Raw genomic sequence first — 23,031 nt, 5'->3', positions numbered from 1 at the left:
CGGCGGCCTCTTGCGGGGAGCAAGAGGCCGCCGGAACGATTCACTCAGACGTCGAACTCACCGTTCTTCGCGCCCCGGAGGAAGGCAGCGAACGCGGGGCGACTGGTGCAGAGGATGACGTTTCCCTCGTCGGACTCGCGAACCTCGATCACGTCGTCAATGGCGCGAACCTCAACACAGTCGTCGTTTGCAGCAGAGTAACTGGACTTCTGCCACGCAGTAAGGGTCATAAGAACCAGGCTAGCCACCGGCGGCCCCTTGCGGGGAGCAAGGGGCCGCCGGAACAACTCGCTCAGGCGCTGACGATCAAGTGGTCGAACTCGCCTGCCCTCGCACCTCGGAGGAACGCGGCAAACTTGGGCGAGGTCGTGCGAACGATGACGTCACCCTCGTCGGACTCTCGGAGCTCGATCACTCCATCGACGGCCCGCACCTCCACGCAATTGTCACTGGAGCTACTGAAGGACGACTTCTGCCAACGGATTTGGGACATCTCAGCCTTTCAGGTTCTTGGCCGTGCAATGGATTAGATCTCGCGAGTCATCAGCACTGAGGGCAGCAGCCTCGATGCGGTCGAAGACTTCGCGATAGGAGTCGAGTTCATCGGGCGCGTCGAAGAAGATCGGCCCCTGTGAGGACTCCATCTCGACCGTATCAAGCTCAGAAACCACCCCGAAGCTGTAGGCCAAGCTCTCGATCGGTGCGGGATAGGTGTGAGCCGCGAAGGGGATGACTCGGATACTTATGTCATCCCTGAGCGAGTCATCAAGCAAGCTATGCAGCTGTTCGCGCAGCACTTCGGTACCACCGAAGCGGGTGAGCAGGCTGGACTCGTGCAGATAGGCTTCGAGCTTCTTCCGGGGGCCTTCGAGGATTCTCTTCCTGCGCTCCGCTCGGAATCCGGTGTGCAGAGCAAGTTCCTCCGCAGAGAGTTGGGGTCTCCGACGGCTGAAGACGCCTCGTGTGTAGTCATCGCTCTGAAGGAGTCCCGGAAGGAACGTCGACACGCAGACCCTGATCTTCCCTGCGGCGAAGTCCTCATGCTCGGCAGATTCGATGAAGACATCGGGGAGACGGCCGCGATAGCTCTCCCACCAACCCTTGTCCCGCATGGCGATGATGCTGCCGAGGGCATCGATGAGTGGCCGATTGTCGTACCCGCACACGTCAGCGACCTCCCGCAGTCGGTCCGCACTGATGGCCGACTTGCCACTCTCCATCTGGGTCACCATGGCTGGCGTCACACCGAGCAGGCGCGCGAGGTGGCTGCCGCCAAAGCCAGCACGCTCTCGCATCTTCCGCAGCTCGGCCCCGAGACGACGCTGGCGATAAGTCGGTTTCTGGCGGTTGGCCATGACTTCCTCTCTGCTGATACAGGCGCCAGTGTGCCGCGTCGCGCGCAGGCGTGGCCATTCGAGCCAAGCACTCCTTAGAGGGAACCTTCTCGTCGGGGCTTAACTTTAACGGATCGCGCGGCTATGGTCGTCACCAGATCGATCCGACGGATCGTCAGCAAGGCGTTGTGCTGCCGTCTTTGCAGCACACCTCTCCCCACACCACAGCCTCCCGGAGGTTCCCGTGTGCACCCGTAACACCCCCTCCCTCACCCTCTCTCGCCAAGCCCTCCGCGCCGCCATGGCCCGCAGCGGCCGCTGGCACGCCGACACCGTCTTCCACGCCGAACTCGCCCTCTGCGAGCTCATCTCCAACGCCTGGCGCCACGGCGAAACCCCCGCGCCCGTCGTCTGGTTCTCCATCCTCGACCGCACCCTCCGGGTCACCGTCTCCGACGAGAGCGACGCCCTCCCGCAGCTGCGCATGAACTCCGACCTCGCCGAGTCCGGCCGGGGCCTCCAGCTCGTCGAGGGCCTCACCGACCGCTGGGGCGTCGACCCGCAGAAGCGCGGCAAGAGCACCTGGTACGAGCTGGACTCCGACGCGTGACCCGCGACCCCATCGCGCCCGACGACCCCCGGATGCGCGACTACACCAAGCCCCAGATCACCACCCTCCTCGGCGAGTTGCACCGCCGCGGCCTCCCCTACGGCCTCCTCTGGGGCTCGGCCGGCACCCCCGAGTCCACCCTCGACGGCCGCATCCTCGTCGACTTCGGCAACGCGCCGGTCAGCACCCTGATCAACCTCCTCCACCTCCTCCGCGACCTGGAGCGCGACGAGGCCTGGCGCCGGTGAGGTTCTTCGTCGGCGCGATCCTCCTCGCGCTCCTCGCCCTCGCGATCACCAGCGTCGCCCTCGGCGTCGTCGCCACCCTCAAGATCCGACCGCCGGACGACGGCTCCGATCAGCACTGAATCCACACGAAGGCCCGCTCCGTCTCACGGTGCGGGCCTTCGGTGTCCGCCCAGCGGACGCTTCGTCAAGTGGCCTTCCCAGCCCGGCAATGGCTTCGCCAACCTTCCCCAGATGCCTCTTGCCCAGGTCATGACACCCCCGTCATCCTGTACTGCCACCCGCCAACGGCAGCCCCCACGGCCCAGGTTGACGGGTGGACCTCCTGTTCGTCCCCTCACGAAGGAGTCCAGCATGCGCAAGTCCCTGATACGTCTCATCACCCTCGCCGCCACGGCCACGGCCTTCGCCGCCCCCGCCGTCCCGGCCAGTGCGACAGCCGCCCACGCGGCGCTGTCCTTCCGCCCCCTCTCGTACAACACCAACGGCTACAACTGGGGCGGGTACGCCGCCCAGGGCAGCGGCTACAGCTCGGTCGCGGCCTCCTGGGTCGAGCCCGACGCGAGCTGCAACTCCTCCAACGACCTCTACGCCCCCTGGGTCGGCATCGACGGCTACGGCTCGTCCAGCGTCGAGCAGACCGGCGTCGCCACCGACTGCTCCAGCGGCAGCCCGGTCGACCAGGCCTGGTACGAGATGTACCCGGCCGCCCCGGTCTACCTGAGCCAGAGCTCGTACCCGGTCTCGGCCGGCGACCACATCGCCGCCTCGGTGACGTACGCGGGCAGCAGCCGCTACACCCTCAAGCTCGTCGACTCCACGGCCGGCTGGACGTACACCACCACCAAGTCCACCTCCGCCCAGCGGACCAGCGCCGAGGTCATCATCGAGTCGCCGACCGGCTCCTACCCCAACTTCGGTTCGGTGACCTTCACTTCGGCCACCGTCAACGGCAAGTCCCTGGGCTCCGCCAACCCGGTCGCGCTCGACCCCAGCTCCAACGCCGGCTACGAGGCCAGCACCAGCGCGCTCAGCTCCAACGGCACCAGCTTCAGCGACACGTACATCCAGGAGTAGCCGTACGAAGCGCTGGGGCGGGCCGCCGCCCCGCCCCAGCGCTACCGCCTCCGGGCCGCCACCGCTGCGGCCGCCAACGCCGTGCACCCTCCGGCCACCATCACCACCGACGTCGACCAGGCGTCCACCACCGCCCCGCCGGCCAGGGCGCCGACCGAGATGGTGGCCTGGAACGAGGACGTGAAGACGACCGTCGCCGCCTCCGGCGCGTGCGGCGCCGCGCGAGCGAACCAGCCCTGGACGCAGACCGGGACGGCCCCGTACGCGAGGCCCCACCCCACCAACAGCACCGCCGCCCCCGGCTCCGACCGTCCGAGGACGGGCAGCAGCAGGACGGCCGTCGCCAGCAGCAGGATCACGCCGGTGAACGCGGCACGCCGCAGCCCGCCCACGAAGTTCCCCACCACACCGGCGATTCCGTACACCAGCAGCAGCGCGGTGACGCCGCCCGGCCCGACGCCGGTGACCTCCGCCAGGAACGGCGTGACGTAGGTGTACGTGCCGAAGTGGGCGGTCACCAGGAGCAGCGTGACCACGAGCCCGGTCCGGACGGCCCGCAGCCGGAGCAGTCCGCGCAGCACGGCGAAGGCGGTCGGGGTCTGCGGCGGCAGCGGGGGCAGGGTCGCGGCGAGGGCCGCGACCACGGCGAGGCTCAGCACCGCCATCGCCGCGAACGCCGCACGCCACCCGGCCAGTTGGCCGAGCAGGACCCCGGCGGGCACCCCGAGCACCGAGCCCAGCGGCACCGCCGAGAAGATCACCGCGTTCGCCCGCCCCTGCCGCTCCCCGGCCACCAACCGCGGGGCGAGCCCGGCCCCGATCGACCAGAACGCGCCGATGACGACTCCGAGCACGACCCGGGCGCCGAGCACCGCCCAGTAACCGGGCGCGGCCGCGTTGACCAGGTCGGCGAGTGCGAGGGCCAGCATCAGACCGCAGAGCACGACCCGGCGGTCGGCCCGCCGGACGGCGACCGTGACGGTCGGGGCGGCCACGGCGGCGACGAGGCCCGGCAGGGTCATCATCAGCCCGGCGGTGCCGTCGGAGATCCGGAAGGTGGCACCGATCGGGGTGAGCAGGCCGATCGGCAGCAGTTCGGTGGTGACGATGGCGAAGATCCCCGCCGTCACGGAGACGACGGCGAGCCAGTCACGCGCCCGTCCCGGGGCGGGCCTGCGGACAACAGCGGGAGAAGTCGTGGTCACCCGACCACCCCACCAGCCGCCCCGCCCCGGCACCGGCGTGATTGCGACGCCAACCTTCCCGCCACCGTTCCGGTGTAGGAAGTCGGACGGGCCGACTTCCTACACCGGCCGGCACCGCTTCGAACCCGCTGCCCACTACGCCGCCGGAACTAGTCCAGGAACGGCGCGTACCTGAGCGGCTGGGTCGAAGAAGCCGCCCCGCTGTGGTGTATCGCGGCAGAACTCGAGCCACCGGAACCGACATGGTCCAAGGTCTCCGCCGAGGCTGCTTGGGCAGGAAGCGCCACGCCACCGAGGCCGACCAGCGCTGCGGCTGCCAGCCCGACTACTACACGCTTGATCACGATGATCCTCCATGATCTCCAAGGGGTCAGTGCCATGAGTGGACCGGACCGGAGTAGACGTCCGGTCAACGACCAGCCATGAGGCCTGCTCAGCACGGGTGGTAATCGGCATGTGGATGCCGGCGGTCCGAGGGGCGCCCGGTGATCCGGTCCAGTAGGGCCGGCATGTCGTCGGCCGGACCATGGTCATGGCCGAGCCGCGACCAGTTCGTCATGCGGAGATCCAACCGGGCCGGCGGGAGCGGCTCCCGCCGAGATCGGCGGAGCCGCCCACCGGGCCGCGCGTCAGACCACCGCGAGCCGGTCCACCAGCAGTTCCACCCGGCTCTCGATGAGCTCCGCCGGGAGCCGGCCCGCCCGGGTCAACGTCGCCTGGCCGTGCAGGGCGGCCCAGAACACCTCGGTGAACACCCCCGGGTGGACGCCCTCCCCCGCCACCTCGCCGAGGGTCTCCAGCAACGCGGCGAAGGCGTCCTTCAGCTGCTCCGGAGTGGACTCCTGTGCGAAGGCCAGGCCGCCGTCGAGCTGGAACATCGCGTCGTAGACCGCCGGGTTGGCGGCGGCGAAGTCCAGGTAGGCGCGGGCGAGGGCGGCCACCCGGCCGCGCGGGCCGGCCGCGGTGGCGGCCGTCGCGGCCCGCAGCACCGCAGCCATCTCGGTGGCGCCGTCCAGGGCGACGGCGCCGATGATCTCGCGTTTGCCGCGGAAGTGGCTGTAGAGGACGGGCTGGCTGTATTCGATGCGCTCGGCGAGCCGGCGGGTGGTGACCGCGTCCCAGCCCTGCTGCTCGGCGAGTTCACGGGCGGTCGCCACGATGAGGCGTTCGCGCTCCGCCCGTTCGCGCTGCTTGCGTTCCTGTACCGACATGACCCGAATCCTAGCACCGCTAGACAATGGAGCGGCAGCAGTACTAGCGTTGCCTCACCACCTAGCAGCGCTAGAAACCAGGGGGTTCATCATGCTCACCGCACTCGAGGTCTTCACCACCGTCGCCGTCGGCCTGATGGTGGGCGTGGAGCTCTCCGTCGCCTTCGTCATGAACCGGATCTTCGCCGCCCTCCCCGAGGACGCCGGCCAACAGGCCCGCGCCCACGGCGGCCGGATGCTCGGCGCCCTGATGCCCTTCTGGTACATCGGCTCGGTCGTCCTCGCCGGCGTCTGGGCCGTCGCCGGCCGGCAGCACGGCACCGGCCTCGTCCTCACCGCCGCCGCACTGCTGGTCGTCAGCGTGCTGATGTCCGTCCTGCTGCTCGTCCCGATCAACAACCGCAGCAAGACCTGGACCCCGGAGAACCGGCCCGCGGACTGGAAGGAGCAGAGCGACCGCTGGGACCGCTACCACTACGCCCGGGTCGCCGTCATCGTCGCCGCCTTCACCCTGCTGGTCACCGCCCTCGTATGAGCCCGGCGGCTCGACTCAGCACCACCGCACGGCAGCCCCACAGCACAGCACGGCAGCACGGCGCAGGAAGTCGGCCGGTCCGACTTCCTGCGCCGACCCACGTCCGTCCCCCGTTACGGGGAGAGCCGGTTCGGCCCCCGGAACAGGAAGGTCGCCTCGCGGATCGAGCCGAGGCCGAGCAGGACCATCAGCACCCGGCCCAGGCCCATCCCGAAGCCCCCGTGCGGCGGGCAGCCGTAGCGGAAGGCGTTCAGGTAGTCCCGCATCGGCTCCAGCCGCGCGCCCTTCTCGGCCGCCTGCTCCACCAGCACCTCGTACCGGTGCTCGCGCTGGGCGCCGGTGGTGACCTCCAGGCCGTTCCACAGCAGGTCGAAGCTCAGCGTCACACCCGGGTCGTCGGCCGCCCGCCGGTGGTAGAACGGCCGGATGCCGACCGGGTAGCGGGTGACGAACACGAACTCGTGCCCGGTGCTCTCCTTGATGCAGGCCGAGAGCGCCCGCTCGCCCTCCGGGTCCAGGTCCTCCTTGACCTCCTCCGGGTCCCAGCCACCCGCCCGCAGCAGCTCCTGCGCCTCGGCCATGGTGATCCGGGGGAACGGCGTCGTCGGCACGGTCACCTCGACGCCGAACTGCTCGGCGATCGCCCGGCCGTGGACCTCGGCGACCTTCCCGATCGCATGGGCGAGCATCCGCTCCTCGAAGGCCATCACCTCCTCGACGTCGTCGATCCAGGCCAGTTCGACGTCCACGCCGGTGAACTCGGTGGCGTGCCGGGAGGTGAAGGACGGTTCGGCACGGAAGACCGGACCGATCTCGAAGACCTTCTCCACCCCCGCCGCGATCGCCATCTGCTTGTAGAACTGCGGCGACTGCGCCAGGTACGCGCTGCGGCCGAAGTAGCCCAGCTCGAAGACCTCCGCGCCGGACTCCGAGGCGGTGCCCATCAGTTTGGGGGTGTGCATCTCGGTGGCGCCCTCGGCGTACGCGAATTCGCGCATGCCCCGTTCCAGGGTGGTCTGCACGGCGAACACCAGCTGCGCGGCGGGCCGCCGGCGCACGTCCAGGAAGCGCCAGTCCAGGCGCTGTTCCGATCCGGTGTGCTCGTCGATCGGCAGCGGCGTGGCGGCCCGGTTCAGGACCTCGACCGCCTCGGGAACGATCTCCAGGCCGCCGAGCTTGACCTGGGCCGCCTCGACCACCCGGCCGGTGATCCGTACGGCGGACTCGGGGGTGAGCGCTTCGAGCCGGGCCTCCAGCGGCCCGCCGTCACGCCGGTGGGTGACCTGCACCGGTCCGGTGCCGTCCCGCACGATGACGAACTGCATCCTGCCCTGCAGGCGGAGGGCGTGCACCCACCCGTGGACGGTGACCGTACGGCCGAGGTGTTCGCTCAACTCGGCGACGCGTACGCGGTTGTGGATCATTGAGGTCCTCCGGAGGACATCGTCATGATCCCTTGGGAGTGCGGGCGAGAAGGGGACTCGCGGTACCACCGCACTTTCGCCGCCACACGGGTGGCGGCCTCGTTCGGCCCGATGACGGAGGCCGGCCGGCGGGGCATTGGACCGCCTCGGCGGCGGCCGTTCCTCCCCGCGGCTCAGGAGGGTCTTCACCTCGGGGCGCGGGACCGCCTTCCCAGCTACCGGCGGTTCTCTCTGCTCGCGTGATCCCTGGCTACTCGTCTCCGTCGACGCGTTGCGCAGCAGGATACGAACCGCCCGACGGCGGGGCAACCGATAAACGGGCCCGGACACATGCGGCGGCCTCCCCGCCGGGCGCGAACCCGGCGGGGAGGCCGCCACGGGACCGTACGGTCAGTTCAGCATCATCGAGGACGTCTGGTCGTTGAACGACGCGGGCACGTCGGTGCAGCGGCCGGACGGGACGGTGAAGGAGGTGCCCTCGTAGGCGGGCTGCGAGAAGAGGGTGACGGACGTGCCGGTGTGGTTGCAGACCGAGCTGATGATCTTGTCGAAGCCGTAGTCGGACATCCAGTCGACGTTCTCGTCGGCCAGCAGGACCCGGCCGAACTGCGGGTTGTTGAGCCCGTAGTTCTCGTAGAGACAGACGAACCCGTCGTTGCACAGGGCGGCGCCCTGCCCGCTGATGACGTGCACGCTCCGGGTGGTGGCGGTGGCCGACTGGACGGGGAGGGCGACCATACCGGCGAGCACGGCGGTGGCCATGACGAGGGGGAGGCGAAGCTTCAAGGAGATCTCCTTGGTCGGCGGGGGTGGGTCCCCCGGCTTCCCGCATCATGGACAAACGACACAATATGGACACGTAGGCACAAAGTATCTACATGAACATCACTGGGATGGGGCACCGGCCAGATGGGCGGCGAGCAGCGGCGCGCAGACGTCCGGACGCTCCAGCAGGGGCAGGTGGCCGGTCTCCGGCAGCGTCTCCAGCCGACAGTCGGGGACGGTGTCGCGCAGCAGTCCGGCGTTGCGGACGAACGCGGGCATGTCCTCGTCGCCGAGCAGGACCAGGGTGCGGGCGGTGATCCGGCGCAGGTCGTCCGCGGTGTGCCGGTGGGCGGTGAGGGCGTCCATGGCACGGTTGCCCAGCTCGGCCCAGCTGTGCCGGGCGATGACGGCCCGCAGGGCGGCCCGGAGTTCGGGGTGGCGCTCGGTGCCGGTGAAGATGTCCGGCGGGGACTGCATCCAGAGGTCGGCCAGTTGCTCGCCCGGGCCGGCGAAGCGGTGGAGCATGGCGAGCTGCTGGTAGCGGACCCGGGCCGAGTCCTCGTTGGGGGTGCCGGCCAGGGTGGGCGCGGCGAGGACCAGCCGGTCCAGCAACCCCGGCTCCTGGATGGCGAGTTGCAGCGCCGACATCGAGCCGAAGGAGAGCGCGACCACCGAACGGGCGCCGGTCTCCTTGACGACCTCGGCCAGCCGCCCGGCCAGCGCGGGGAGCGTCAGCCCCGGGGTCAGCGGGGCGGAGGAACCGTGACCGGGCAGGTCCACACCGATGTGGGTGAACCCTGGCAGCCGGTCCCACAGTGGCTGCCAGGTGGTGGAGTCCATGGTGTAGCCGTGGATCCACAGCACCGCAGGACCATCGCCCTGCCGGTGCAGGTGCAGGCGCAGGTCAGCGGTCATCGCGGCCTCCCGGGAAGTCGGCGCAGAAGTCGGCGCAGAAGCGGCGGAAGGCGAGCACGGGCTCGTCGCGGGCGTCGTAGCGCGGGGTCATGGTGTGGTCCAGGTGCTCCCAGACCACCTTGTCCTCGGCGAGCGCCTTCCCGCTGCCGCCGAGCAGGGCCGGCAGTGCCCCGCGCTGGTCCTCGCGCACCCCGATGGCGACCCGGGCGACGCAGCCGCCGTCCTCGGTCGGCACCGAGCCGGTGACGATCACCTGCCGGGTCTCGGCCGGACCGAACTCGGTCACCACCACGTTCGGGCTGAACGCCTGGGCGTGGAAGCGCGGCTTGAAGTCCCACCGCACCCGGCCCGTCCGGACGGCCTCCCAGCGGATCTCCTCCAGGGTGCGGGCGTCCTGCCAGGGCGAGGTCTGCATCAGGAACTCGCCCTCGATGACCAGTTCGCCGTGCTCGCCGTCCCGGGTGGCCATCCCCCGGTTGCCGGGCACGCCGTGCACGGCCTTGAAGTGGTCCGGGTCGAAGGCGTTCTCCACCACGTACTCGGAGGGCACGTCGACCGGCAGGCTGACCGCCGCGACCAGCGGGTACTCCTCCGCCCAGCCCTGGACGGACCGCTCGAAGCCGCGGTCGCCGTCCGGGTCGTCCGACAGCCGGACGAACAGGGCGTCGCCCCACTCCAGCACCCGGTGCTCGGCCACCGACCAGTGCTTGGACGGGTCCCCGAGGCCGATCCGCTTGCCGTGGAACGGGCAGACCAGGCAGTCGCCCTCGCGCCGCCCGCCGTAGCCCAGGTGGGCCCCGCGGTGCGGGCAGTTGGCGTCCAGGACGCGCACCCGGTCACCCTCGCGGAGGGCGATCAGGCGGCGCGGGCCGACGGCCAACGGGGTGATCTCGTCGGTCAGTTCGGATCGGAAGGCCAGCAGGTACCAGCCGTGGTGCACGGTCATCGGACTCACGTTCATCGCAGTGCCTTGAGAACTTGTTCGGCGGCCCGCTCCCCGCTCTTCAGGGCGCCCTGGACCCAGGGCAGTTGCTCGCCGGCCACGGTCGCCTCGCCGGCGAAGAAGAGCGTGTCGTCCACCGGTGCGGCCCACCGCCGGGCGGCGTCCTCCAGCCCGGCCCGGGGCGCGGTGAACGCCCCACCGGCGTACCGGTCCCGGCCCCAGTCGGCAACCGCCGTGTCCAACACGGCGGCGCCGGCGGTCCAGGGGAGCACGGTGGCCAGCAGCGCGGACAGCTCACCCCGGTCGACGGCCGCGCGGAACGTCGCGGCGGCGTCGGCCTTGGCGACCACCAGCACCTCCGGGCGTCCGGCCGCGCACCGGGTGAAGCCGGTGCGGCCGTCCACGTCGAAGACGATGACGGTGTCCGGCGCGGGCCGGTCCAGTGTGATCACGGCGCAACAGCCGTCCCCGGCGGGGAGATCGGCGGCCTCGGACAGCTTGGCCGCGGGCAGCCCGGCGATCCCGGTGGCGGCAGCGGGCGGCACGGTGAGCACCACGGCCCGCGCCCCGACCGAACCGCCGTCGGTCCGGACCGTGACCCGCCCGGGCTCGTACGCCAACTCCCGCACCGCCGAACCGAGTCGGACGTCCAGCCCGTCCGCCAGCCGCTCGGGCAGCCGCCCGAAGCCGCCGGCGACGGCGAACTCCCCCTCCCCGGCGGCGTCCCCGCGGTGCGCCTCGGCGACCCCGGCGGCGCTCAACTCCTCCGGCGCGGCGGCCCAGTTCTGCCGGAACCACTCCTCGGCGGCCGCCGCCTCCGCACCGCCGCTGCCGCAGGCCCGCAGCCACGTCCCGACCGACAGCCCGGTGACACCGGGGCTGCGGTGCAGCATCGCCTCCAGCTGCCAGGGCGCGCGCCGCCCCCGGCCGAGCTCCCCCATCGGCCGGTCCACGCCGCCCTCGACGATCCGGGCGGTGACCCGGCGCGGGACGGCGGCGGTACGGCCGGGGCCCAGCAGCGCGTGCACCGGGTTGTGCTCCCCGTGCACGACCTGGGCGCCGAGCTCCAACGGCGGTCCGCCGTCGGCCGGTCGGAAGGTGTGGATCCGTCCGCCGAGTCGGGTCCGGGCCTCCAGCACCAGCACGTCCAGGCCTTCCGCCCGCAGCAGCCGGGCGCAGTTGAGGCCGGACGCGCCGGCACCGACCACGATGACGTCAAAGGTGTTCACGCCGCACCCCCGAGCTCGATCGGCAGGGCCCGCAGTCGGCGCGGCACCAGGCACTGGTCCCAGTCCGGCGCCCCGGCGGGCCCGCGCAGCGCCGGGAAGCGGCGGACCAGGCGGGGCAGCAGCAGCGCGGCGGTCTGCCGGACCAGCGGGGCGGCCAGGCAGAAGTGCGGGCCGCCGCCGAAGCCGAGGTGCGGGTTGGGGCTGCGGTCGAGGTGCAGCGCGTCCGGGTCGGCGAAGACCGCCGGGTCGCGGTTGGCGGCGGTGAGCACGGCGAGCACCCGGGCGCCGGCCGGCAGCACGCCGCCGTCCAGCTCGACCCGGTCGGTGGTGACCCGGGCGGTGAAGGGGATCGGTGCCTCCAGCCGCAGCAGTTCGTCGACGGCGAGCCGGGCGGCGTCCTCGTCGGCCCGGCCCAGGGCGGCGACGGCCGCGCGGTCGGGCAGCAGCAGGTGCAGGGCGTTGCCGATGAACTCGGCGAGCGGCTGCCAGCCGCCGATCACGGCCAGGCTGAGGACGCCGAGCATCTCGGCGCGGCTGAGCCGGTCGTCGGCGGCCAGGGCGGCCAGCGGCACCTCGGTGTCCGCGACCGTACGGGTGTGCCCGTCCAGGAAGTGGGTGAGCGCGGCGGCCGCGCTGCGGCCGAGGGCGGCGCGGGCCGGCGGCACCATCGGGTCGAGGTTGACGGAGGCGGCCCGGGCGAGCGCCTCGAAGCGCCTCAACTGCTCGGCGGGCAGCCCGAACAGCCGGGCGTAGACGGCGGTGGCGAGCGGCCGGCCGAGGTCGGCGACGGCGTCCACCCGGCCGGCCGCGGGAAGCCCGTCCACCAGCGCGTCCACGTCGGCGGCAAGCCCGGCGGCCACCGAACGGACGGCCGCCGGCCCCAGGAGCAGCGCCCCCGGGGCCCGCAGCCGGTGGTGGTCCGGCGGGTCGGTGGTGAGCATCGACGGCGGCAGCGCGTCGTCCCGGGCGCGCTCGCGCTGGCCCTGGGCGGCGGAGAAGCGCGGGTCTCGCAGCACCGTCGCGCAGTCACCGTGCCCGGTGACCAGCCAGAGCCGGGACGCGGCGTCGTAGTGGACCGGGTCGTTGGCCCGGAGCCACCGGTACGCCGGGTGCGGGTCCGCGCGCCCGGCGGGGGCGAACGGGTGGATCAGGTGCTCCGGCAGGCGCACCGGCGCCGTCGTGCTCATGGGTCCGGCTCCTTGAAATCAGCGGACCCGGGGTCCGCGCCAGCGGAAGGAGAAGGCGGTCAGCACCAGGCCGGCCAGCGACCAGGCGACCAGGACCATCGCGATGTGGCCCAGTTCCCAGTTCCCGGCGGGTTCCACGGCGGTGAAGGAGTCCGGCAGGAAGACCGAGCGGAAGCCCTGGGCCATCCACTTGACCGGGAAGAACGCGGCCACCGTCTGCATCCAGGCGGGGAGTTGGCCGAACGGGAAGAACACGCCGGAGATGAACTGGAGCACCATGAAGACCGGGGTGACGATCGCCGCCGCGGACCGGCTGTTGGGGATCAGCGCCGAGTAGGCGGCGCCGGCCATCGCGCAGGCGACGGTGCCGAGCGCGAGGTCCCAGCCGAGGGTGAACCAGCGTTCCGGGGTGCTGGGCAGCGGCAGCCCGAACAGGGCGAGCGCGATGCCGATCAGCAGCACCGCCTCCAGCGCGGTGGTGACGATGACCCGCACCAGCTTGCCGATGAAGTACGCCGACTTGGGCATCGGGGTCATCGCGAGCCGGCGGACCGTGCCGGTGTCCCGCTCGATCGCGATGTTGATCGCCAGGCCGGAGAAGGAGGTGCTCATCACGCCGGCGGCGATGATGCCGGCCATGAACACCTGCTTGAGGTCGGTGTCGGTGCCGGCCACCTTCCCGGAGAAGATCGAGCCGAAGACGACCAGCAGGATCACCGGGAACATCAGGGTGAAGACCAGCGACTGCTTGTTCCGGAAGAACGCCCGCAGCTCCACCTTGGAGCGGGCCACCGAGGCCCGCCAGATGCCGGGCGGCCGGCCGGCGCGACGGGGCGCGTCGACGGCCGGCGCCGTCGCGGGGGTGTGGGTGAGGGTCATCGCTTGCCCGCCTCGTCGCCGATGCTCTGGGTGGTGTCCGCGCCGCGGTCGGTCCCGTCCACGTTCTCCCGGATCAGGTCCAGGTACACGTCCTCCAACGTGGGCCGGTGCACCCGCAGTTCGGGCAGTTCGCCGACCCCCGCGTGGTGCGCCCAGGGGACCAGCGCGGCGAGCAGCGCGGTCGGGGCGTGGGTGCCGATCCGGAGGACGCCGTCCGCGCCCACCGGGGCCGGTTCGGCCCCGGGTGGCAACGACGGCAGCGTGCGGCCGGCCAGCTCCGGCGGAATCCGGAAGGAGACCGTGGTCGGAGTCTGCGTTCGGCCGCCGAACTCGGCCAGCGGCCCGCACTGGACCACCCGGCCGGCGACGATCACCGCGGCGCGCTCGCAGAGCGCCTCGGCCTCGTCGAGGTAGTGCGTGGTGAGCACGGTGGTGCGTCCGCGCTCGGAGAAGTAGCGGACCAGGTCCCAGGCCTCCCGACGGGCCACCGGGTCCAACCCGGTGGTGGGTTCGTCGAGGAAGATCAGGTCCGGGTCGCCGACGATGCCCACCGCGACGTCGAGGCGTCGGGCCTGGCCTCCGGAGAGGTCGGTGCTCTGCTTCTTCTCGTGCTTGCCCAGTCCGACCATGTCGATGACCTGGCCGACCGGCAGCGGGTTCGGGTAGAACGCCGCGAAGTGCTCGACGACCTCGCGGACCGTCAGGTCCGAGTAGGCGCCGGTGGTCTGCGGGACCACCCCGATCCTGGCGCGCCAGTCGCGCCGGTCCTCGGCTGGGTCGCAGCCGAGGACCCGCACGTCACCGCCGGTTCGCTGGCGGACGCCCTCCAGGATTTCGACGGTCGTCGTCTTGCCCGCGCCGTTCGGCCCGAGCAGGGCGAAGACCTCACCCCGGTAGATGTCCAGATCCAGACCCTGGACCGCATGCCAGTCGCCGTAACTCTTGCGCAGGCCGCGGACTGAGACGGGGTGTTCCCCGACGGCAGTCGCCACTGTGGATCGCTCCTTGGTGGGGTAATCAGGCCGACCTGGTGCTCAGGTCGACCGGCCGGGCGCCTTGCCCGGCGGGCGGGTTTCCCGGCTGGATCAGGTGCAGCAGCAGCACGGGCAGCAGCAGGAGTTGCCGCCGGCCGCGATGTCCGACAGGTCGCCCTCGCTGAGCTCAGCGGTGTCGATCTGCGGGGTCTCCGGGATGTGGAACTCGTAGCGGCCGGTCGCCAGACCGATCTCGTACAGCTCCACCTGCACCTCGAGGTTGCCCTCCTGCTCGCCCTCGGCGGCAGTCTGGACGATGACGATCTCCGCGTCGGCCGGGAGCTCCAGGCCGGCCTCGGCGAGGGCGGCACGGGCGTCGGTACGCAGGCGGGCCGCGTACTCCTCGCTCGACCAGGCGCTGATCAGGGCGCGGGTGTAGCCGTTGACGAACTCGGCCCGCTTCCTCTGGTCCAAAGCCATGAGAATTTTCCTTTTCTCCGGTTTCCGGTTGGCCGTCGGCGGGCCTCGGCACTTTCGTGCTTCCCGGCGCCGCCGACAAATGAAGAATGACACGGTCGCAATTGGCCGCCAAGACCTCACTTCCGGCGCCTGGACTAAGTATTGAGCACGTGCGGCGGGTGCGGTAGATTTCAGGCGTCCCGCACCCTTGAATACGTATCAGAATACGCATCGACCTACGCATCGAAATGCGTACCGGGAAATCACCGGGAAATGCGTACGTACGTATTCGGCGGATGCGTACGTACTCCGGAAGTCCCGGGTGAGCATCGAGAGGAAACACGGGGGTGGTCCGCACCGTGCCTACGCACACCGTCCCGCCAGGCCCTGCCGACGACGTCGACATGGCGCTGATGAGGGAGTCGCCGCTCGACTTCATCACCGGCCTGGCCCGCACCTACGGCGACGTCACCCGGCACCGCGCCGCCGGCGACACCGTCTACCTGCTCAACCGGCCCGAGTACGCCCGGCACGTGTTGAAGGACAACGGCGCCAACTACAGCAAGGAGGGCACCCCGGACGACGCCATGCTGCGCCCGCTGCTCGGCAACGGGCTGCTGACCAGCAACGGCGCCGACTGGGCCCGCCAACGGCACCTCACCGCGCCCGCGTTCCGCCCCAGCGCGGTCCGCACCTTCGACGCGATCGTCACCGACGCCACTGCCCAGATGCTGGAGCGCTGGCGGCCCGCCGTCGAGGCCGGCACCCCGCTGGAGGTGGACCAGCACCTCACCGCGCTCACCCTGGGCACCCTCACCCACGCCATCCTCGGCGCCGACATCGACGGCATCGGGGAGGGCTTCGCCCGCGCGGTGGACGCCGTCAACCGCTGCATCGGGCACTACGTGCCCAGCCCGGACCCGGACCCGGCCGACACCGCCCGCCGGTACGCCGACTTCGGGCGCGCCCGGGTGTTCCTCGACACCGTCACCCGCACCCTGATCGCCGCCCGCCGGGCGGGCGGCGGCAGCACCGGCGGCAGCAGCTGTCCCGTAGGCGGCGACAAGGCCGTCGGTGGCAAGGCCGGCGGTGGCAAGGCCGGCGCTGGCAAGGCCGGCGCTGGCAAGGCCGGCGCTGGCAAGGCCGGCGGCGACCTGCTGGACACCCTGATGTCCACCCACCACCTGGTCTCCGACAAGGACCTCCGCGACCAGGTGCTGACCATCGTGATGGCCGGCCACGAGACCACCGCCAAGTCCCTGACCTGGACCCTCTACCTGCTCGACCGCCACCCCGAGGAGCTGGCCAAGGTCCGCGAGGAGGTCGACCGGGTGCTCGGCGGCCGCCCGCCGACCGCCGCCGACCTGGCCGCCCTCCCCGCCTGCCGGCGGGCCATCCAGGAGGCGATGCGGCTCTTCCCTCCGGTCTGGCTGATCTCCCGCCGGGCCGTCGGGCCCGACGTCATCGGCGGGTACGACGTCGAACCCGGCACCCTGGTGTGCGTCAGCCAGTGGGTGCTGCACCGCCACCCCGAGTACTGGACCGAGCCGGACGCCTACCGCCCGGACCGCTTCGACGGCGCCGACCTGCCCAGCCACCTCTACCTGCCGTTCGGCGGCGGCGACCGGATCTGCGTCGGCCAGCACTTCGCCATGCTGGAGGCCGTCCTGGTGCTCGCCGCCCTGCTCCAGTCCGTCCGGCTGGAACTGGTCGAGGGCTTCCCGGTCGAGCCCGAGGCCCTGGTCACCCTCCGCCCCAAGCACGGCATGACGATGATCGCGAGGCCCCGATGACCACCTCCGTACGCCCCGTGGGCGGTTCCTACGACCCGGCGCGCACCACCGGCGGCGGCCTGGCCGCCGAACTCGACCGGCTGGAGGCACAGGCCGCGCTCTCGTTCCCCGAGGAGCTCCGCATCCTGCGCGAACTCGGCATCGGGGGAACGGTGTTGGAACTCGGCGCCGGACCGGGCGCGGTGACCCGACGGCTGCGCGCCGCGCTGCCCGCCGACAGCGCGCTGATCGCCGCCGACATCGACGGCGAACTGCTCGCCCACGCGGCCGGCCCCGGCGTCACCCTGCTGGTCGCCGACGGCGCCGAACTGCCCCTGCCGGACGCGAGCGTGGACTTCGTGCTGCTGCGCTACGTCCTCCAGCACGTGCCCGACCCGGTCGCGGTGCTCGCCGAGGTCCGGCGGGTGCTGCGCCCGGGCGGCCGGGTCGCCGTCACCGAGGTCGACTCCGCACTGTGGGGCGCCGCCGAGCCCTCGTACCCCGAACTCGCCGGCGTGCACGCCAAGATGGCCGCCGCCCAGCGCGCCGACGGCGGCGACCGCTCGATCGGCCGCCGGCTGCCCCGGCTGCTGCGCGCGGCCGGCTTCGAACAGCCGGTGCTGCGCCCGTTCGCCACCACCAACGACGACCACCCCACCGACGCCTTCGCCCCGCAGCTCGGCCCGCAGCGCCTGGAGCCGCTGGTCGCCCGGGGCGTCCTCTCACTGGCCGAGCTCGCCCTCGCCGCGGACCGCTGGAACCGCTTCCGGTCGGACCCCGACGCCTGGGTGATGCTGCTCGGCCTCACCGCCGCCGCGACCGCACCCGCGGGCCGCGGACCGCAGGAAACCGCAGCACCCGCAGCTGTCTGACCCCCGCACCCACCTCTCGGAAAGGACCCTCTCCATGCACCCCAAGGTGAAGATCTTCATCACCATCTTCTGCTACATCAGCGCCGTCGCCGGCCTGGTCACCGCCGTGATGGACGCCAGCCGGAAGCCCGCCGACACCACCTCCGCAGTGGTCGCCGGCGCGCTCGGGGTGGCCTTCCTGCTGGGCGGCCTGGCGCTGACCCGGAAGCCGCGCTACTGAGGACGGCGGCCGGTGGCTTAGCGACGACGGAACGGGTCGGGGGGTAAGGCTTCGAAAGCCTTACCCCCCGACCCGTTCCTGGCGCCCGACCCGTATCCGGCCCCCGGCCGTTGCCGCTCCCCGCGCCTACCGCCCCCTGCGCAGCGGGTTGATCACCCCGAACGCCCCGGTCAGCGTGGACGGGTCGACGAAGGAGCCGCCCGGCCCGTGGGTGCGGACGAAGTTGCTCACCAGCCCGGAGAACGACGGGTCGACCTTCGCCCGGTACGCCGCCAGCAGGTTGACCCGCTCCGGCGTGGACAACTCCTGCTCGGCACGCAGCTGGTGGCTGCGCGAGAGGTGGTACATGCCCTCGACGGTGTAGCCGGCGTCCAGCCAGCCCTGCCAGAGCGCGTCGCGGTCCGCCTCCTGCCCGGCGAAGTGCTCCAGGGCGCGCGGCCGCGGCTCGGTCGGGGCCACCGGCGTCGGCGCCCCGTCCGCCGACACCGGCTCGGCCCGCAGCTCGACCCGTCGTCCACCCAGGTACAGCACCTGAACGCCCTTGCGGACGCAGAAGTTGAGCGCCTGGGCGGCCTGGTCGACGACCGCCTCGGCCTTGTCGTTGAGCGAGGTGTTGCACAGGATCGGCACCCCGGTCGCGGCCCGGAAGGCGTCCAGCGCCCGGTGCAGCCGCGGGTTGGCCGCCGCGCTGACCGTCTGGTGCCGGGCCGAGCCGTCCAGGTGGACGATCGCGGGCACCAACTCCCTTACCTCCGGCCGGACCTGCACGGCCTCCAGCATGTACGGCGACTCGCGGTCGGAGGCGAACCACTCGCCCGCGTGCTCGGCCATCACCATCGGCGCGACCGGCCGCCACCACTGGCGCCGCTTGTACGCGTTCAGCAGGTCCTTGACCTTCTCCGAGCGCGGGTCGCCGAGCAGGCTGCGGTGGCCCAGCGCGCGCGGCCCGAGCTCGGCCCGGCCGTCCACCCAGGCGATCACGCCGTCCGAGACGTCGGCGACGAAGCGCTCGTCCTCGAAGTCCGTCACCGAGACGATCCACGGCGCGAACTCGGCCAGCGCCTCCTCGGTGTCCAGCACGTCCCGGCCGTAGTACGGGGAGTCGATCCGCAGCTCGGAGTCGGCGAGCAGGCCGGCCCCGTACAGGCCGAGCAGGCCGAGGCCGATGCCCTGGCCGGAGTCGTTGGCGCACGGCGGGGAGACCAGGCCGCGGAAGCCGAAGCGGTCCATCAGCAGGGTGTTGGTGGGGCAGTTGAGCGCGTAGCCGCCGGTGGTGGCGAGGTGGGTGTCCTCGGCGCGGATGCCGCCGACCTCCAGCAGCCGCTGCACATTGCGGATCGCGACGCCCTCGCAGCAGCGCTGGACGACCTTCATCACGGCGCTGCGCAGGTGGTCCTCGCGGCTGAGCGAGTCGTCCAGCTCGGCGTCGGCGAGCTGCCGTTCGGCGGCGTCCACCACCGAGCGCACCAGGTCGTGGGCGGCCTTCCAGGGCTGGGTCGCCGAACCGCCGAAGAAGGTGACGTCGGCGATGGCGGCCTCGGCGTCGAACTCGATCGCGGCCGTGGACGCGGAGGCCAGCGCCATCAGCGAGCCCGGCTCCAGCCCGAACACCGTCTCGGCCGCGGTGTACAGCGGCCCGGGGGACTCCACCGGCTCGAAGGTGATCCGGCCCTGCTTCACCACGCAGCCCGCGTACCAGTACGGGTTGGGGCGGCTCTCCTGCGCGTAGTCGGGCAGCGCGTCGATCGCCAGGCCGACGATCTGGCCCTCGCGGAACAGCGGGACGTCCCGCAGCACGCCGCTGAACAGGTGCGCCAGGCTGTGCAGCGGGAAGTCCTCCGCGCCGGCCGGCTTCGGCACCGGCTGCGTCCCGGGCAGACCGGGGGTGCCCCAGGTGGCGGTGACGTCGTCGAGGGTCAGCCCCTCCTCGGCCAGCAGCGCCGACAGGAAGGCCGCCGAACGGCCCTCGGTGTACAGCGGCCAGAAGTGGTGCTTCTGCCCGCTGACCCGCTCCAGTTCCCAGACCCGGACGAGTTCGACGTCCGCCCCGTCCCGGCGCCAGAGCGCGACGTTCTGGTCGTGCCGGACCGAGAAGACCGCACCCGGCCCCGGCGGCGTGAGATAGGCGGAAAGGAAATGCTCGGCCACGGTTACCTCTTTTTCCTCGGTCTGCCAGGTTCTGTCAGGACGAGGTATTTCCGGCCCGTGCGCGAAGGGCTGTCCCGGGAATTCCCGTACCCCGCCCAGGGCCGGCCGCCTGCCCCCGGCACCAGCGACTACCCGGTCATTCGACCACGCGTGCGGAGGGCCGGTACATACTGAAATCCCCGTTTACGCACGGCCCCGGGCCCGGGCGTACGCATGCGCAGCAGGGCCCTCCCCGGTCCGGCGGGCGCGATCTGACGGTGTTTTTGACAGGGCAGCCAAGAACTGGCACGATCCCCACCATGGCACGCCCGAGGAAGTTCGACACCGAGGCCGCGATCGACGCGGCCATGAACACCTTCTGGACCAAGGGGTACACCGCGACCTCGACCGACGACCTCGCGGAGAGCACCGGCATGCTGCGCGGCAGCCTGTACAACGCCTTCGGCGGCAAGCGGCAGCTGTTCGAACTCGCCCTGCACCGCTACCGCGCGGGCGGCGCCGCCGGAGCCAACCCGCTGCACGGGGACCGGCCGCCGCTGGAGCGGGTCCGGCAGCTGCTGCTGACCGGGATCGACCAGGCCGCGACCGACCGCCGCGGCTGCCTCGCGGTCAACACCATCACCGAACTCGCCCTCCGAGAACCGGAGTTGACGCACCTGGCCCGACAGTCCTTCGTCCCGCTGGAGACCGCGCTGACCACCGCCGTCGAGCAGGGCCGGCTGCACGGCGAGATCCGCGCCGACCGCGCCCCGCAGGTGCTCGCCCGCCAGGTGATGGCCGGCTTCCACGGCCTGCTGCTCCAGGCCAAGGCGGGCTTCGAGCCCGAGTCGCTGCACGCGACCGTCGACGCGATCATCGACGACCTGCGCGCCTGACGAGCTCCACCCCGGGCCCGCCCGGGCTTTCTCATGCCCACGTTTTTGGCACTTCCACCAATAATCGAAGCGGAGTCCAGCCCCATGTCCCTCCTGCGCCGCCCCCCTCTCCTCCCCGTCGTCCTGGCGGCCTTCTTCATGTACGGCTTCGACGGCAACGTCGTGAACGTCGCCCTCCCCGCCATCCGCGCCGACCTCGGCGCCGGCCAGGCCTCACTCGAACTGGTCGTCGCCGGCTACGTGTTCAGCTACGCGACCGGACTCGTCCTCGGCGGACGGCTCGGGGACATCCTCGGCCACCGCCGGATGTTCCTCGCCGGAATGGCCGCCTTCACCGCCGCCTCCGTGCTGTGCGGACTCGCCCAGTCCCCCGCCCACCTGGTGCTCGCCCGCATGCTCCAGGGCCTCACCGCCGCCGCCATGGTCCCCCAGGTGCTCGCCCTGATCACCACCGCGATCCCCGCCGGGGGCCGGCCGCGCGCCCTCGCCTGGTTCGGCGTCACCGGCGGACTCAGCGGCGTCTGCGGCCAGTTGCTGGGCGGCGTGCTGCTCGACGGCGACCTCCTCGGCCTCGGCTGGCGCGCCGTCTTCCTGGTCAACCTGCCGGTCGGCCTGGTCGTCCTCGCCCTCGCCGCCACCGTTCTGCCGCGCACCACCACCGGTCGCCGCCCCGCCCTGGACGGCATCGGCGTGCTCGCGATCTCCGGCTCGCTCGCCCTCGCCCTCGTCCCGCTGGTCCTCGGCCGCGAGGCCGGCTGGCCGCTCTGGGGCTGGGCGATGCTCGCCGCCACCGTCCCCGCCCTCCTCGCCGCCCTGCGCTGGGAGCACCGGCTCGCCGCCCGGGGCGGACAGCCGCTGCTCGACCCCGCCCTGCTCCGCAGCCGCGTCTTCCGCACCGGACTCGCCGTGAACGCCGCCTTCATGGCCTTCTTCGCCGGCTTCGTCTTCGTGATCAGCCTGACCGTCCAGACCGGCTTCGGCTACAGCCCGCTGCGCTCCGGCCTGCTCTTCACCCCCATGGCCGTCCTCGCCATGGTCGCCTCGCTCACCGGCAAGCGGCTGCTCCCCCGGTACGGGCTGCGCGTCCCGATCGCCGGCGGGGCGATCACCGCCCTCAGCCTGCTGCTCACCGCGCTCGCCCTGCAGACCGAGGGCGCGCACCACGCCCTGCCCGTCCTGCTGACCGCCATGGGCCTGATGGGCCTCGGCAACGGCCTGGTCCTGCCCTCGCTGATCGGCGCCCCGATGGCCGACATCGCCCCCGAACGGGCCGGCACCGCCTCCGGCACCCTCGCCACCACCCAGCAGTTCGCCTCCGTCACCGGCGTCGCCGTGATCGGCGGCAGCTACTTCGCCGTCCTCGACCACCACGCCCCGGCCACCGCCGCGGCCGTCGGCAGCTGGCTCGCCCTGGGCGCCGTCCTCGCCATGATCGGCCTCACCGCCCGGCTCGCCCGCGTCACCCCGGCGTCGACGCCCGCACCCGCGCCGGCCGACGCACGGGTTCAGCCCGCCTGACGGACCTTGACCCCACCCACCAGCGAGTACGAGCGGACCTTCACCACCGGCCCACCCGGCTCCCCGGCCACACCCTTGCTGCGCCCGCCCAGCAGCGAGAACCCGCTGACCTCCACCGCCGTCCCGGCCGGCACGGTCAGGTCCACCCCACCGAACACCGAGAACGCGTCCACCTCGGCCGAGGCACCCTCCGGGTAGGCCAGCTCCGCGCCACCGACCAGGGCCGCCTTCACCAGGTGCGTCCCGTCCACCGGCAGCACCGCCCCGGTGTGGTCCAACTTGGCCCCGCCCACCGCCGCCACGTGCACCGTGCGCTCCCGGACCGCGAAGTCGCCCCGGTGCTTCAGGCCGCCCAGCAGGGCCAGGCTCCACTCGGTGCGGCGGGCCGGGGTCCCGGTGTTCTTCGTGATCTCCATGCCCTGAAACCTACGGCCGCGCCCTGAACCCCCGTCAGTGCCCGCCGCCACCTCTCCCGCATGACAGACGTCATGGTCAGCGCCCCACGCACCGCAGAACGGCCCGGGTGCCCGGCGGGGGGGGGGGCGCCCGCCCGGGGCCCGGGGGGCGGCGGGGGGGCGTTCCGCACGCGCGCGCGGGGGTGGGGCGGCGCGGGGGGGGGGGGGCGGGGCCGGGC

The 23,031-nt window shown here is 72.1% G+C and carries 26 protein-coding genes; 10 read left to right on the top strand and 16 right to left on the bottom strand.

Annotation, left to right across the window (positions count from 1 at the left end):
• Positions 1 to 44: 44 nt before the first annotated feature.
• From ABTZ03_RS15820 to ABTZ03_RS15810, 3 genes are all read right to left on the bottom strand, one after another.
• Entirely contained in the window at positions 45 to 230 is a 186-nt protein-coding gene (locus ABTZ03_RS15820) for a DUF397 domain-containing protein (protein ID WP_350513524.1), read from the bottom strand.
• A gap of 62 nt (positions 231 to 292) precedes the next feature.
• Positions 293 to 493: a DUF397 domain-containing protein gene (locus ABTZ03_RS15815; protein ID WP_350513523.1), complete on the bottom strand. Its 201-nt coding sequence runs from the start codon at positions 491 to 493 to the stop codon at positions 293 to 295.
• A 1-nt stretch (position 494) separates the two neighbouring features.
• Positions 495 to 1,355, bottom strand: coding sequence for a helix-turn-helix domain-containing protein (locus tag ABTZ03_RS15810; protein WP_350513522.1), 861 nt, complete (start codon positions 1,353 to 1,355; stop codon positions 495 to 497).
• 223 nt (positions 1,356 to 1,578) lie between these two features.
• Here ABTZ03_RS15810 and ABTZ03_RS15805 point away from each other — a divergent pair, with 223 nt between their 5' ends.
• From ABTZ03_RS15805 to ABTZ03_RS15790, 4 genes are all read left to right on the top strand, one after another.
• The gene (locus tag ABTZ03_RS15805) at positions 1,579 to 1,944 is read left to right on the top strand and encodes an ATP-binding protein (RefSeq protein ID WP_350513521.1); all 366 of its coding nucleotides are present in this window, start codon (positions 1,579 to 1,581) and stop codon (positions 1,942 to 1,944) included.
• Complete coding sequence (locus tag ABTZ03_RS15800; protein ID WP_350513520.1) at positions 1,941 to 2,192, top strand: hypothetical protein; 252 nt, start codon at positions 1,941 to 1,943, stop codon at positions 2,190 to 2,192. The genes ABTZ03_RS15805 and ABTZ03_RS15800 overlap by 4 nt, the downstream gene beginning before the upstream one ends.
• Positions 2,189 to 2,311: a hypothetical protein gene (locus ABTZ03_RS15795; RefSeq protein ID WP_350513519.1), complete on the top strand. Its 123-nt coding sequence runs from the start codon at positions 2,189 to 2,191 to the stop codon at positions 2,309 to 2,311. The genes ABTZ03_RS15800 and ABTZ03_RS15795 overlap by 4 nt, the downstream gene beginning before the upstream one ends.
• Positions 2,312 to 2,543: 232 nt before the next feature.
• Positions 2,544 to 3,266, top strand: a complete 723-nt coding sequence (locus tag ABTZ03_RS15790) for a G1 family glutamic endopeptidase (RefSeq protein ID WP_350513518.1) — start codon at positions 2,544 to 2,546, stop codon at positions 3,264 to 3,266.
• Positions 3,267 to 3,307: 41 nt separating this feature from the next.
• Here the strand turns inward: ABTZ03_RS15790 and ABTZ03_RS15785 are convergent, their stop codons facing one another.
• Complete coding sequence (locus ABTZ03_RS15785) at positions 3,308 to 4,471, bottom strand: MFS transporter (protein ID WP_350513517.1); 1,164 nt, start codon at positions 4,469 to 4,471, stop codon at positions 3,308 to 3,310.
• Positions 4,472 to 5,100: 629 nt separating this feature from the next.
• Complete coding sequence (locus ABTZ03_RS15780) at positions 5,101 to 5,682, bottom strand: TetR/AcrR family transcriptional regulator (protein ID WP_350513516.1); 582 nt, start codon at positions 5,680 to 5,682, stop codon at positions 5,101 to 5,103.
• Positions 5,683 to 5,773: 91 nt separating this feature from the next.
• Here ABTZ03_RS15780 and ABTZ03_RS15775 point away from each other — a divergent pair, with 91 nt between their 5' ends.
• Positions 5,774 to 6,217: an anthrone oxygenase family protein gene (locus ABTZ03_RS15775; protein ID WP_350513515.1), complete on the top strand. Its 444-nt coding sequence runs from the start codon at positions 5,774 to 5,776 to the stop codon at positions 6,215 to 6,217.
• A 113-nt stretch (positions 6,218 to 6,330) separates the two neighbouring features.
• Here ABTZ03_RS15775 and aspS read toward each other — a convergent pair whose 3' ends face one another.
• The 9 genes from aspS to ABTZ03_RS15730 form a co-directional block, all read right to left on the bottom strand.
• Positions 6,331 to 7,641: an aspartate--tRNA(Asn) ligase gene (gene aspS, locus ABTZ03_RS15770; protein ID WP_350513514.1), complete on the bottom strand. Its 1,311-nt coding sequence runs from the start codon at positions 7,639 to 7,641 to the stop codon at positions 6,331 to 6,333.
• A gap of 390 nt (positions 7,642 to 8,031) precedes the next feature.
• Positions 8,032 to 8,427, bottom strand: coding sequence for a peptidase inhibitor family I36 protein (locus ABTZ03_RS15765; RefSeq protein WP_350513513.1), 396 nt, complete (start codon positions 8,425 to 8,427; stop codon positions 8,032 to 8,034).
• Between the two features lie 99 nt (positions 8,428 to 8,526).
• Entirely contained in the window at positions 8,527 to 9,321 is a 795-nt protein-coding gene (locus tag ABTZ03_RS15760; RefSeq protein ID WP_350513512.1) for an alpha/beta fold hydrolase, read from the bottom strand.
• A complete protein-coding gene (locus ABTZ03_RS15755) occupies positions 9,311 to 10,267 on the bottom strand; it encodes a Rieske 2Fe-2S domain-containing protein (RefSeq protein WP_350513511.1) in 957 nt (318 codons plus the stop codon). The genes ABTZ03_RS15760 and ABTZ03_RS15755 overlap by 11 nt, the downstream gene beginning before the upstream one ends.
• A gap of 11 nt (positions 10,268 to 10,278) precedes the next feature.
• Positions 10,279 to 11,493 carry a flavin monoamine oxidase family protein gene (locus ABTZ03_RS15750; RefSeq protein ID WP_350513510.1) on the bottom strand — a complete coding sequence of 405 codons (1,215 nt, stop codon included), beginning with the start codon at positions 11,491 to 11,493 and terminating at the stop codon, positions 10,279 to 10,281.
• The gene (locus tag ABTZ03_RS15745; protein ID WP_350513509.1) at positions 11,490 to 12,680 is read right to left on the bottom strand and encodes a cytochrome P450; all 1,191 of its coding nucleotides are present in this window, start codon (positions 12,678 to 12,680) and stop codon (positions 11,490 to 11,492) included. The genes ABTZ03_RS15750 and ABTZ03_RS15745 overlap by 4 nt, the downstream gene beginning before the upstream one ends.
• Positions 12,681 to 12,698: 18 nt before the next feature.
• The gene (locus ABTZ03_RS15740; RefSeq protein ID WP_350513508.1) at positions 12,699 to 13,559 is read right to left on the bottom strand and encodes an ABC transporter permease; all 861 of its coding nucleotides are present in this window, start codon (positions 13,557 to 13,559) and stop codon (positions 12,699 to 12,701) included.
• Entirely contained in the window at positions 13,556 to 14,551 is a 996-nt protein-coding gene (locus ABTZ03_RS15735) for an ABC transporter ATP-binding protein (RefSeq protein ID WP_350513507.1), read from the bottom strand. Before ABTZ03_RS15735 ends, ABTZ03_RS15740 begins: the two co-directional genes overlap by 4 nt.
• A 93-nt stretch (positions 14,552 to 14,644) precedes the next feature.
• Positions 14,645 to 15,013 (bottom strand): hypothetical protein, encoded by a 369-nt coding sequence (locus ABTZ03_RS15730; RefSeq protein WP_223886012.1) that lies wholly within the window; start codon positions 15,011 to 15,013, stop codon positions 14,645 to 14,647.
• 383 nt (positions 15,014 to 15,396) lie between these two features.
• Between ABTZ03_RS15730 and ABTZ03_RS15725 the strand changes: the two genes are divergently transcribed.
• The 3 genes from ABTZ03_RS15725 to ABTZ03_RS15715 are packed head-to-tail and all read left to right on the top strand — an operon-like array spanning position 15,397 to position 17,856.
• Complete coding sequence (locus tag ABTZ03_RS15725) at positions 15,397 to 16,785, top strand: cytochrome P450 (protein WP_350513506.1); 1,389 nt, start codon at positions 15,397 to 15,399, stop codon at positions 16,783 to 16,785.
• Positions 16,782 to 17,636: a class I SAM-dependent methyltransferase gene (locus tag ABTZ03_RS15720; protein WP_350513505.1), complete on the top strand. Its 855-nt coding sequence runs from the start codon at positions 16,782 to 16,784 to the stop codon at positions 17,634 to 17,636. Before ABTZ03_RS15725 ends, ABTZ03_RS15720 begins: the two co-directional genes overlap by 4 nt.
• Before the next feature lie 34 nt (positions 17,637 to 17,670).
• A complete protein-coding gene (locus tag ABTZ03_RS15715; RefSeq protein ID WP_350513504.1) occupies positions 17,671 to 17,856 on the top strand; it encodes a hypothetical protein in 186 nt (61 codons plus the stop codon).
• A 126-nt stretch (positions 17,857 to 17,982) separates the two neighbouring features.
• Here the strand turns inward: ABTZ03_RS15715 and ABTZ03_RS15710 are convergent, their stop codons facing one another.
• Complete coding sequence (locus tag ABTZ03_RS15710) at positions 17,983 to 20,004, bottom strand: carbamoyltransferase C-terminal domain-containing protein (protein ID WP_350513503.1); 2,022 nt, start codon at positions 20,002 to 20,004, stop codon at positions 17,983 to 17,985.
• Positions 20,005 to 20,303: 299 nt separating this feature from the next.
• Between ABTZ03_RS15710 and ABTZ03_RS15705 the strand changes: the two genes are divergently transcribed.
• Complete coding sequence (locus ABTZ03_RS15705) at positions 20,304 to 20,879, top strand: TetR/AcrR family transcriptional regulator (RefSeq protein WP_350513502.1); 576 nt, start codon at positions 20,304 to 20,306, stop codon at positions 20,877 to 20,879.
• 84 nt (positions 20,880 to 20,963) lie between these two features.
• Positions 20,964 to 22,397: an MFS transporter gene (locus tag ABTZ03_RS15700; protein WP_350513501.1), complete on the top strand. Its 1,434-nt coding sequence runs from the start codon at positions 20,964 to 20,966 to the stop codon at positions 22,395 to 22,397.
• Here ABTZ03_RS15700 and ABTZ03_RS15695 read toward each other — a convergent pair.
• Complete coding sequence (locus tag ABTZ03_RS15695; protein ID WP_350513500.1) at positions 22,385 to 22,813, bottom strand: hypothetical protein; 429 nt, start codon at positions 22,811 to 22,813, stop codon at positions 22,385 to 22,387. The two genes, ABTZ03_RS15700 and ABTZ03_RS15695, sit on opposite strands and share 13 nt — an antisense overlap.
• Positions 22,814 to 23,031: the final 218 nt, after the last annotated feature.

This window comes from Kitasatospora sp. NPDC096077, from assembly GCF_040303245.1.
Taxonomy (GTDB): Bacteria; Actinomycetota; Actinomycetes; order Streptomycetales; family Streptomycetaceae; genus Kitasatospora.
Note: the sequence above shows the minus strand (reverse complement) of the source record. Positions and strands in the feature narration are given on the sequence as shown.

Excerpts from the sequence above, each read along its gene's own strand:
- ABTZ03_RS15705 (WP_350513502.1), top strand. The coding sequence starts at position 20,304 with ATGGCACGCCCGAGGAAGTTCGACACCGAGGCCGCGATCGACGCGGCC.
- ABTZ03_RS15760 (WP_350513512.1), bottom strand. The coding sequence starts at position 9,321 with ATGACCGCTGACCTGCGCCTGCACCTGCACCGGCAGGGCGATGGTCCT.
- ABTZ03_RS15820 (WP_350513524.1), bottom strand. The coding sequence starts at position 230 with ATGACCCTTACTGCGTGGCAGAAGTCCAGTTACTCTGCTGCAAACGAC.
- ABTZ03_RS15730 (WP_223886012.1), bottom strand. The coding sequence starts at position 15,013 with ATGGCTTTGGACCAGAGGAAGCGGGCCGAGTTCGTCAACGGCTACACC.
- ABTZ03_RS15775 (WP_350513515.1), top strand. The coding sequence starts at position 5,774 with ATGCTCACCGCACTCGAGGTCTTCACCACCGTCGCCGTCGGCCTGATG.
- ABTZ03_RS15720 (WP_350513505.1), top strand. The coding sequence starts at position 16,782 with ATGACCACCTCCGTACGCCCCGTGGGCGGTTCCTACGACCCGGCGCGC.
- ABTZ03_RS15790 (WP_350513518.1), top strand. The coding sequence starts at position 2,544 with ATGCGCAAGTCCCTGATACGTCTCATCACCCTCGCCGCCACGGCCACG.
- ABTZ03_RS15780 (WP_350513516.1), bottom strand. The coding sequence starts at position 5,682 with ATGTCGGTACAGGAACGCAAGCAGCGCGAACGGGCGGAGCGCGAACGC.
- aspS (WP_350513514.1), bottom strand. The coding sequence starts at position 7,641 with ATGATCCACAACCGCGTACGCGTCGCCGAGTTGAGCGAACACCTCGGC.
- ABTZ03_RS15815 (WP_350513523.1), bottom strand. The coding sequence starts at position 493 with ATGTCCCAAATCCGTTGGCAGAAGTCGTCCTTCAGTAGCTCCAGTGAC.
- ABTZ03_RS15755 (WP_350513511.1), bottom strand. The coding sequence starts at position 10,267 with ATGACCGTGCACCACGGCTGGTACCTGCTGGCCTTCCGATCCGAACTG.
- ABTZ03_RS15740 (WP_350513508.1), bottom strand. The coding sequence starts at position 13,559 with ATGACCCTCACCCACACCCCCGCGACGGCGCCGGCCGTCGACGCGCCC.
- ABTZ03_RS15810 (WP_350513522.1), bottom strand. The coding sequence starts at position 1,355 with ATGGCCAACCGCCAGAAACCGACTTATCGCCAGCGTCGTCTCGGGGCC.
- ABTZ03_RS15715 (WP_350513504.1), top strand. The coding sequence starts at position 17,671 with ATGCACCCCAAGGTGAAGATCTTCATCACCATCTTCTGCTACATCAGC.
- ABTZ03_RS15725 (WP_350513506.1), top strand. The coding sequence starts at position 15,397 with ATGGCGCTGATGAGGGAGTCGCCGCTCGACTTCATCACCGGCCTGGCC.
- ABTZ03_RS15700 (WP_350513501.1), top strand. The coding sequence starts at position 20,964 with ATGTCCCTCCTGCGCCGCCCCCCTCTCCTCCCCGTCGTCCTGGCGGCC.
- ABTZ03_RS15695 (WP_350513500.1), bottom strand. The coding sequence starts at position 22,813 with ATGGAGATCACGAAGAACACCGGGACCCCGGCCCGCCGCACCGAGTGG.
- ABTZ03_RS15745 (WP_350513509.1), bottom strand. The coding sequence starts at position 12,680 with ATGAGCACGACGGCGCCGGTGCGCCTGCCGGAGCACCTGATCCACCCG.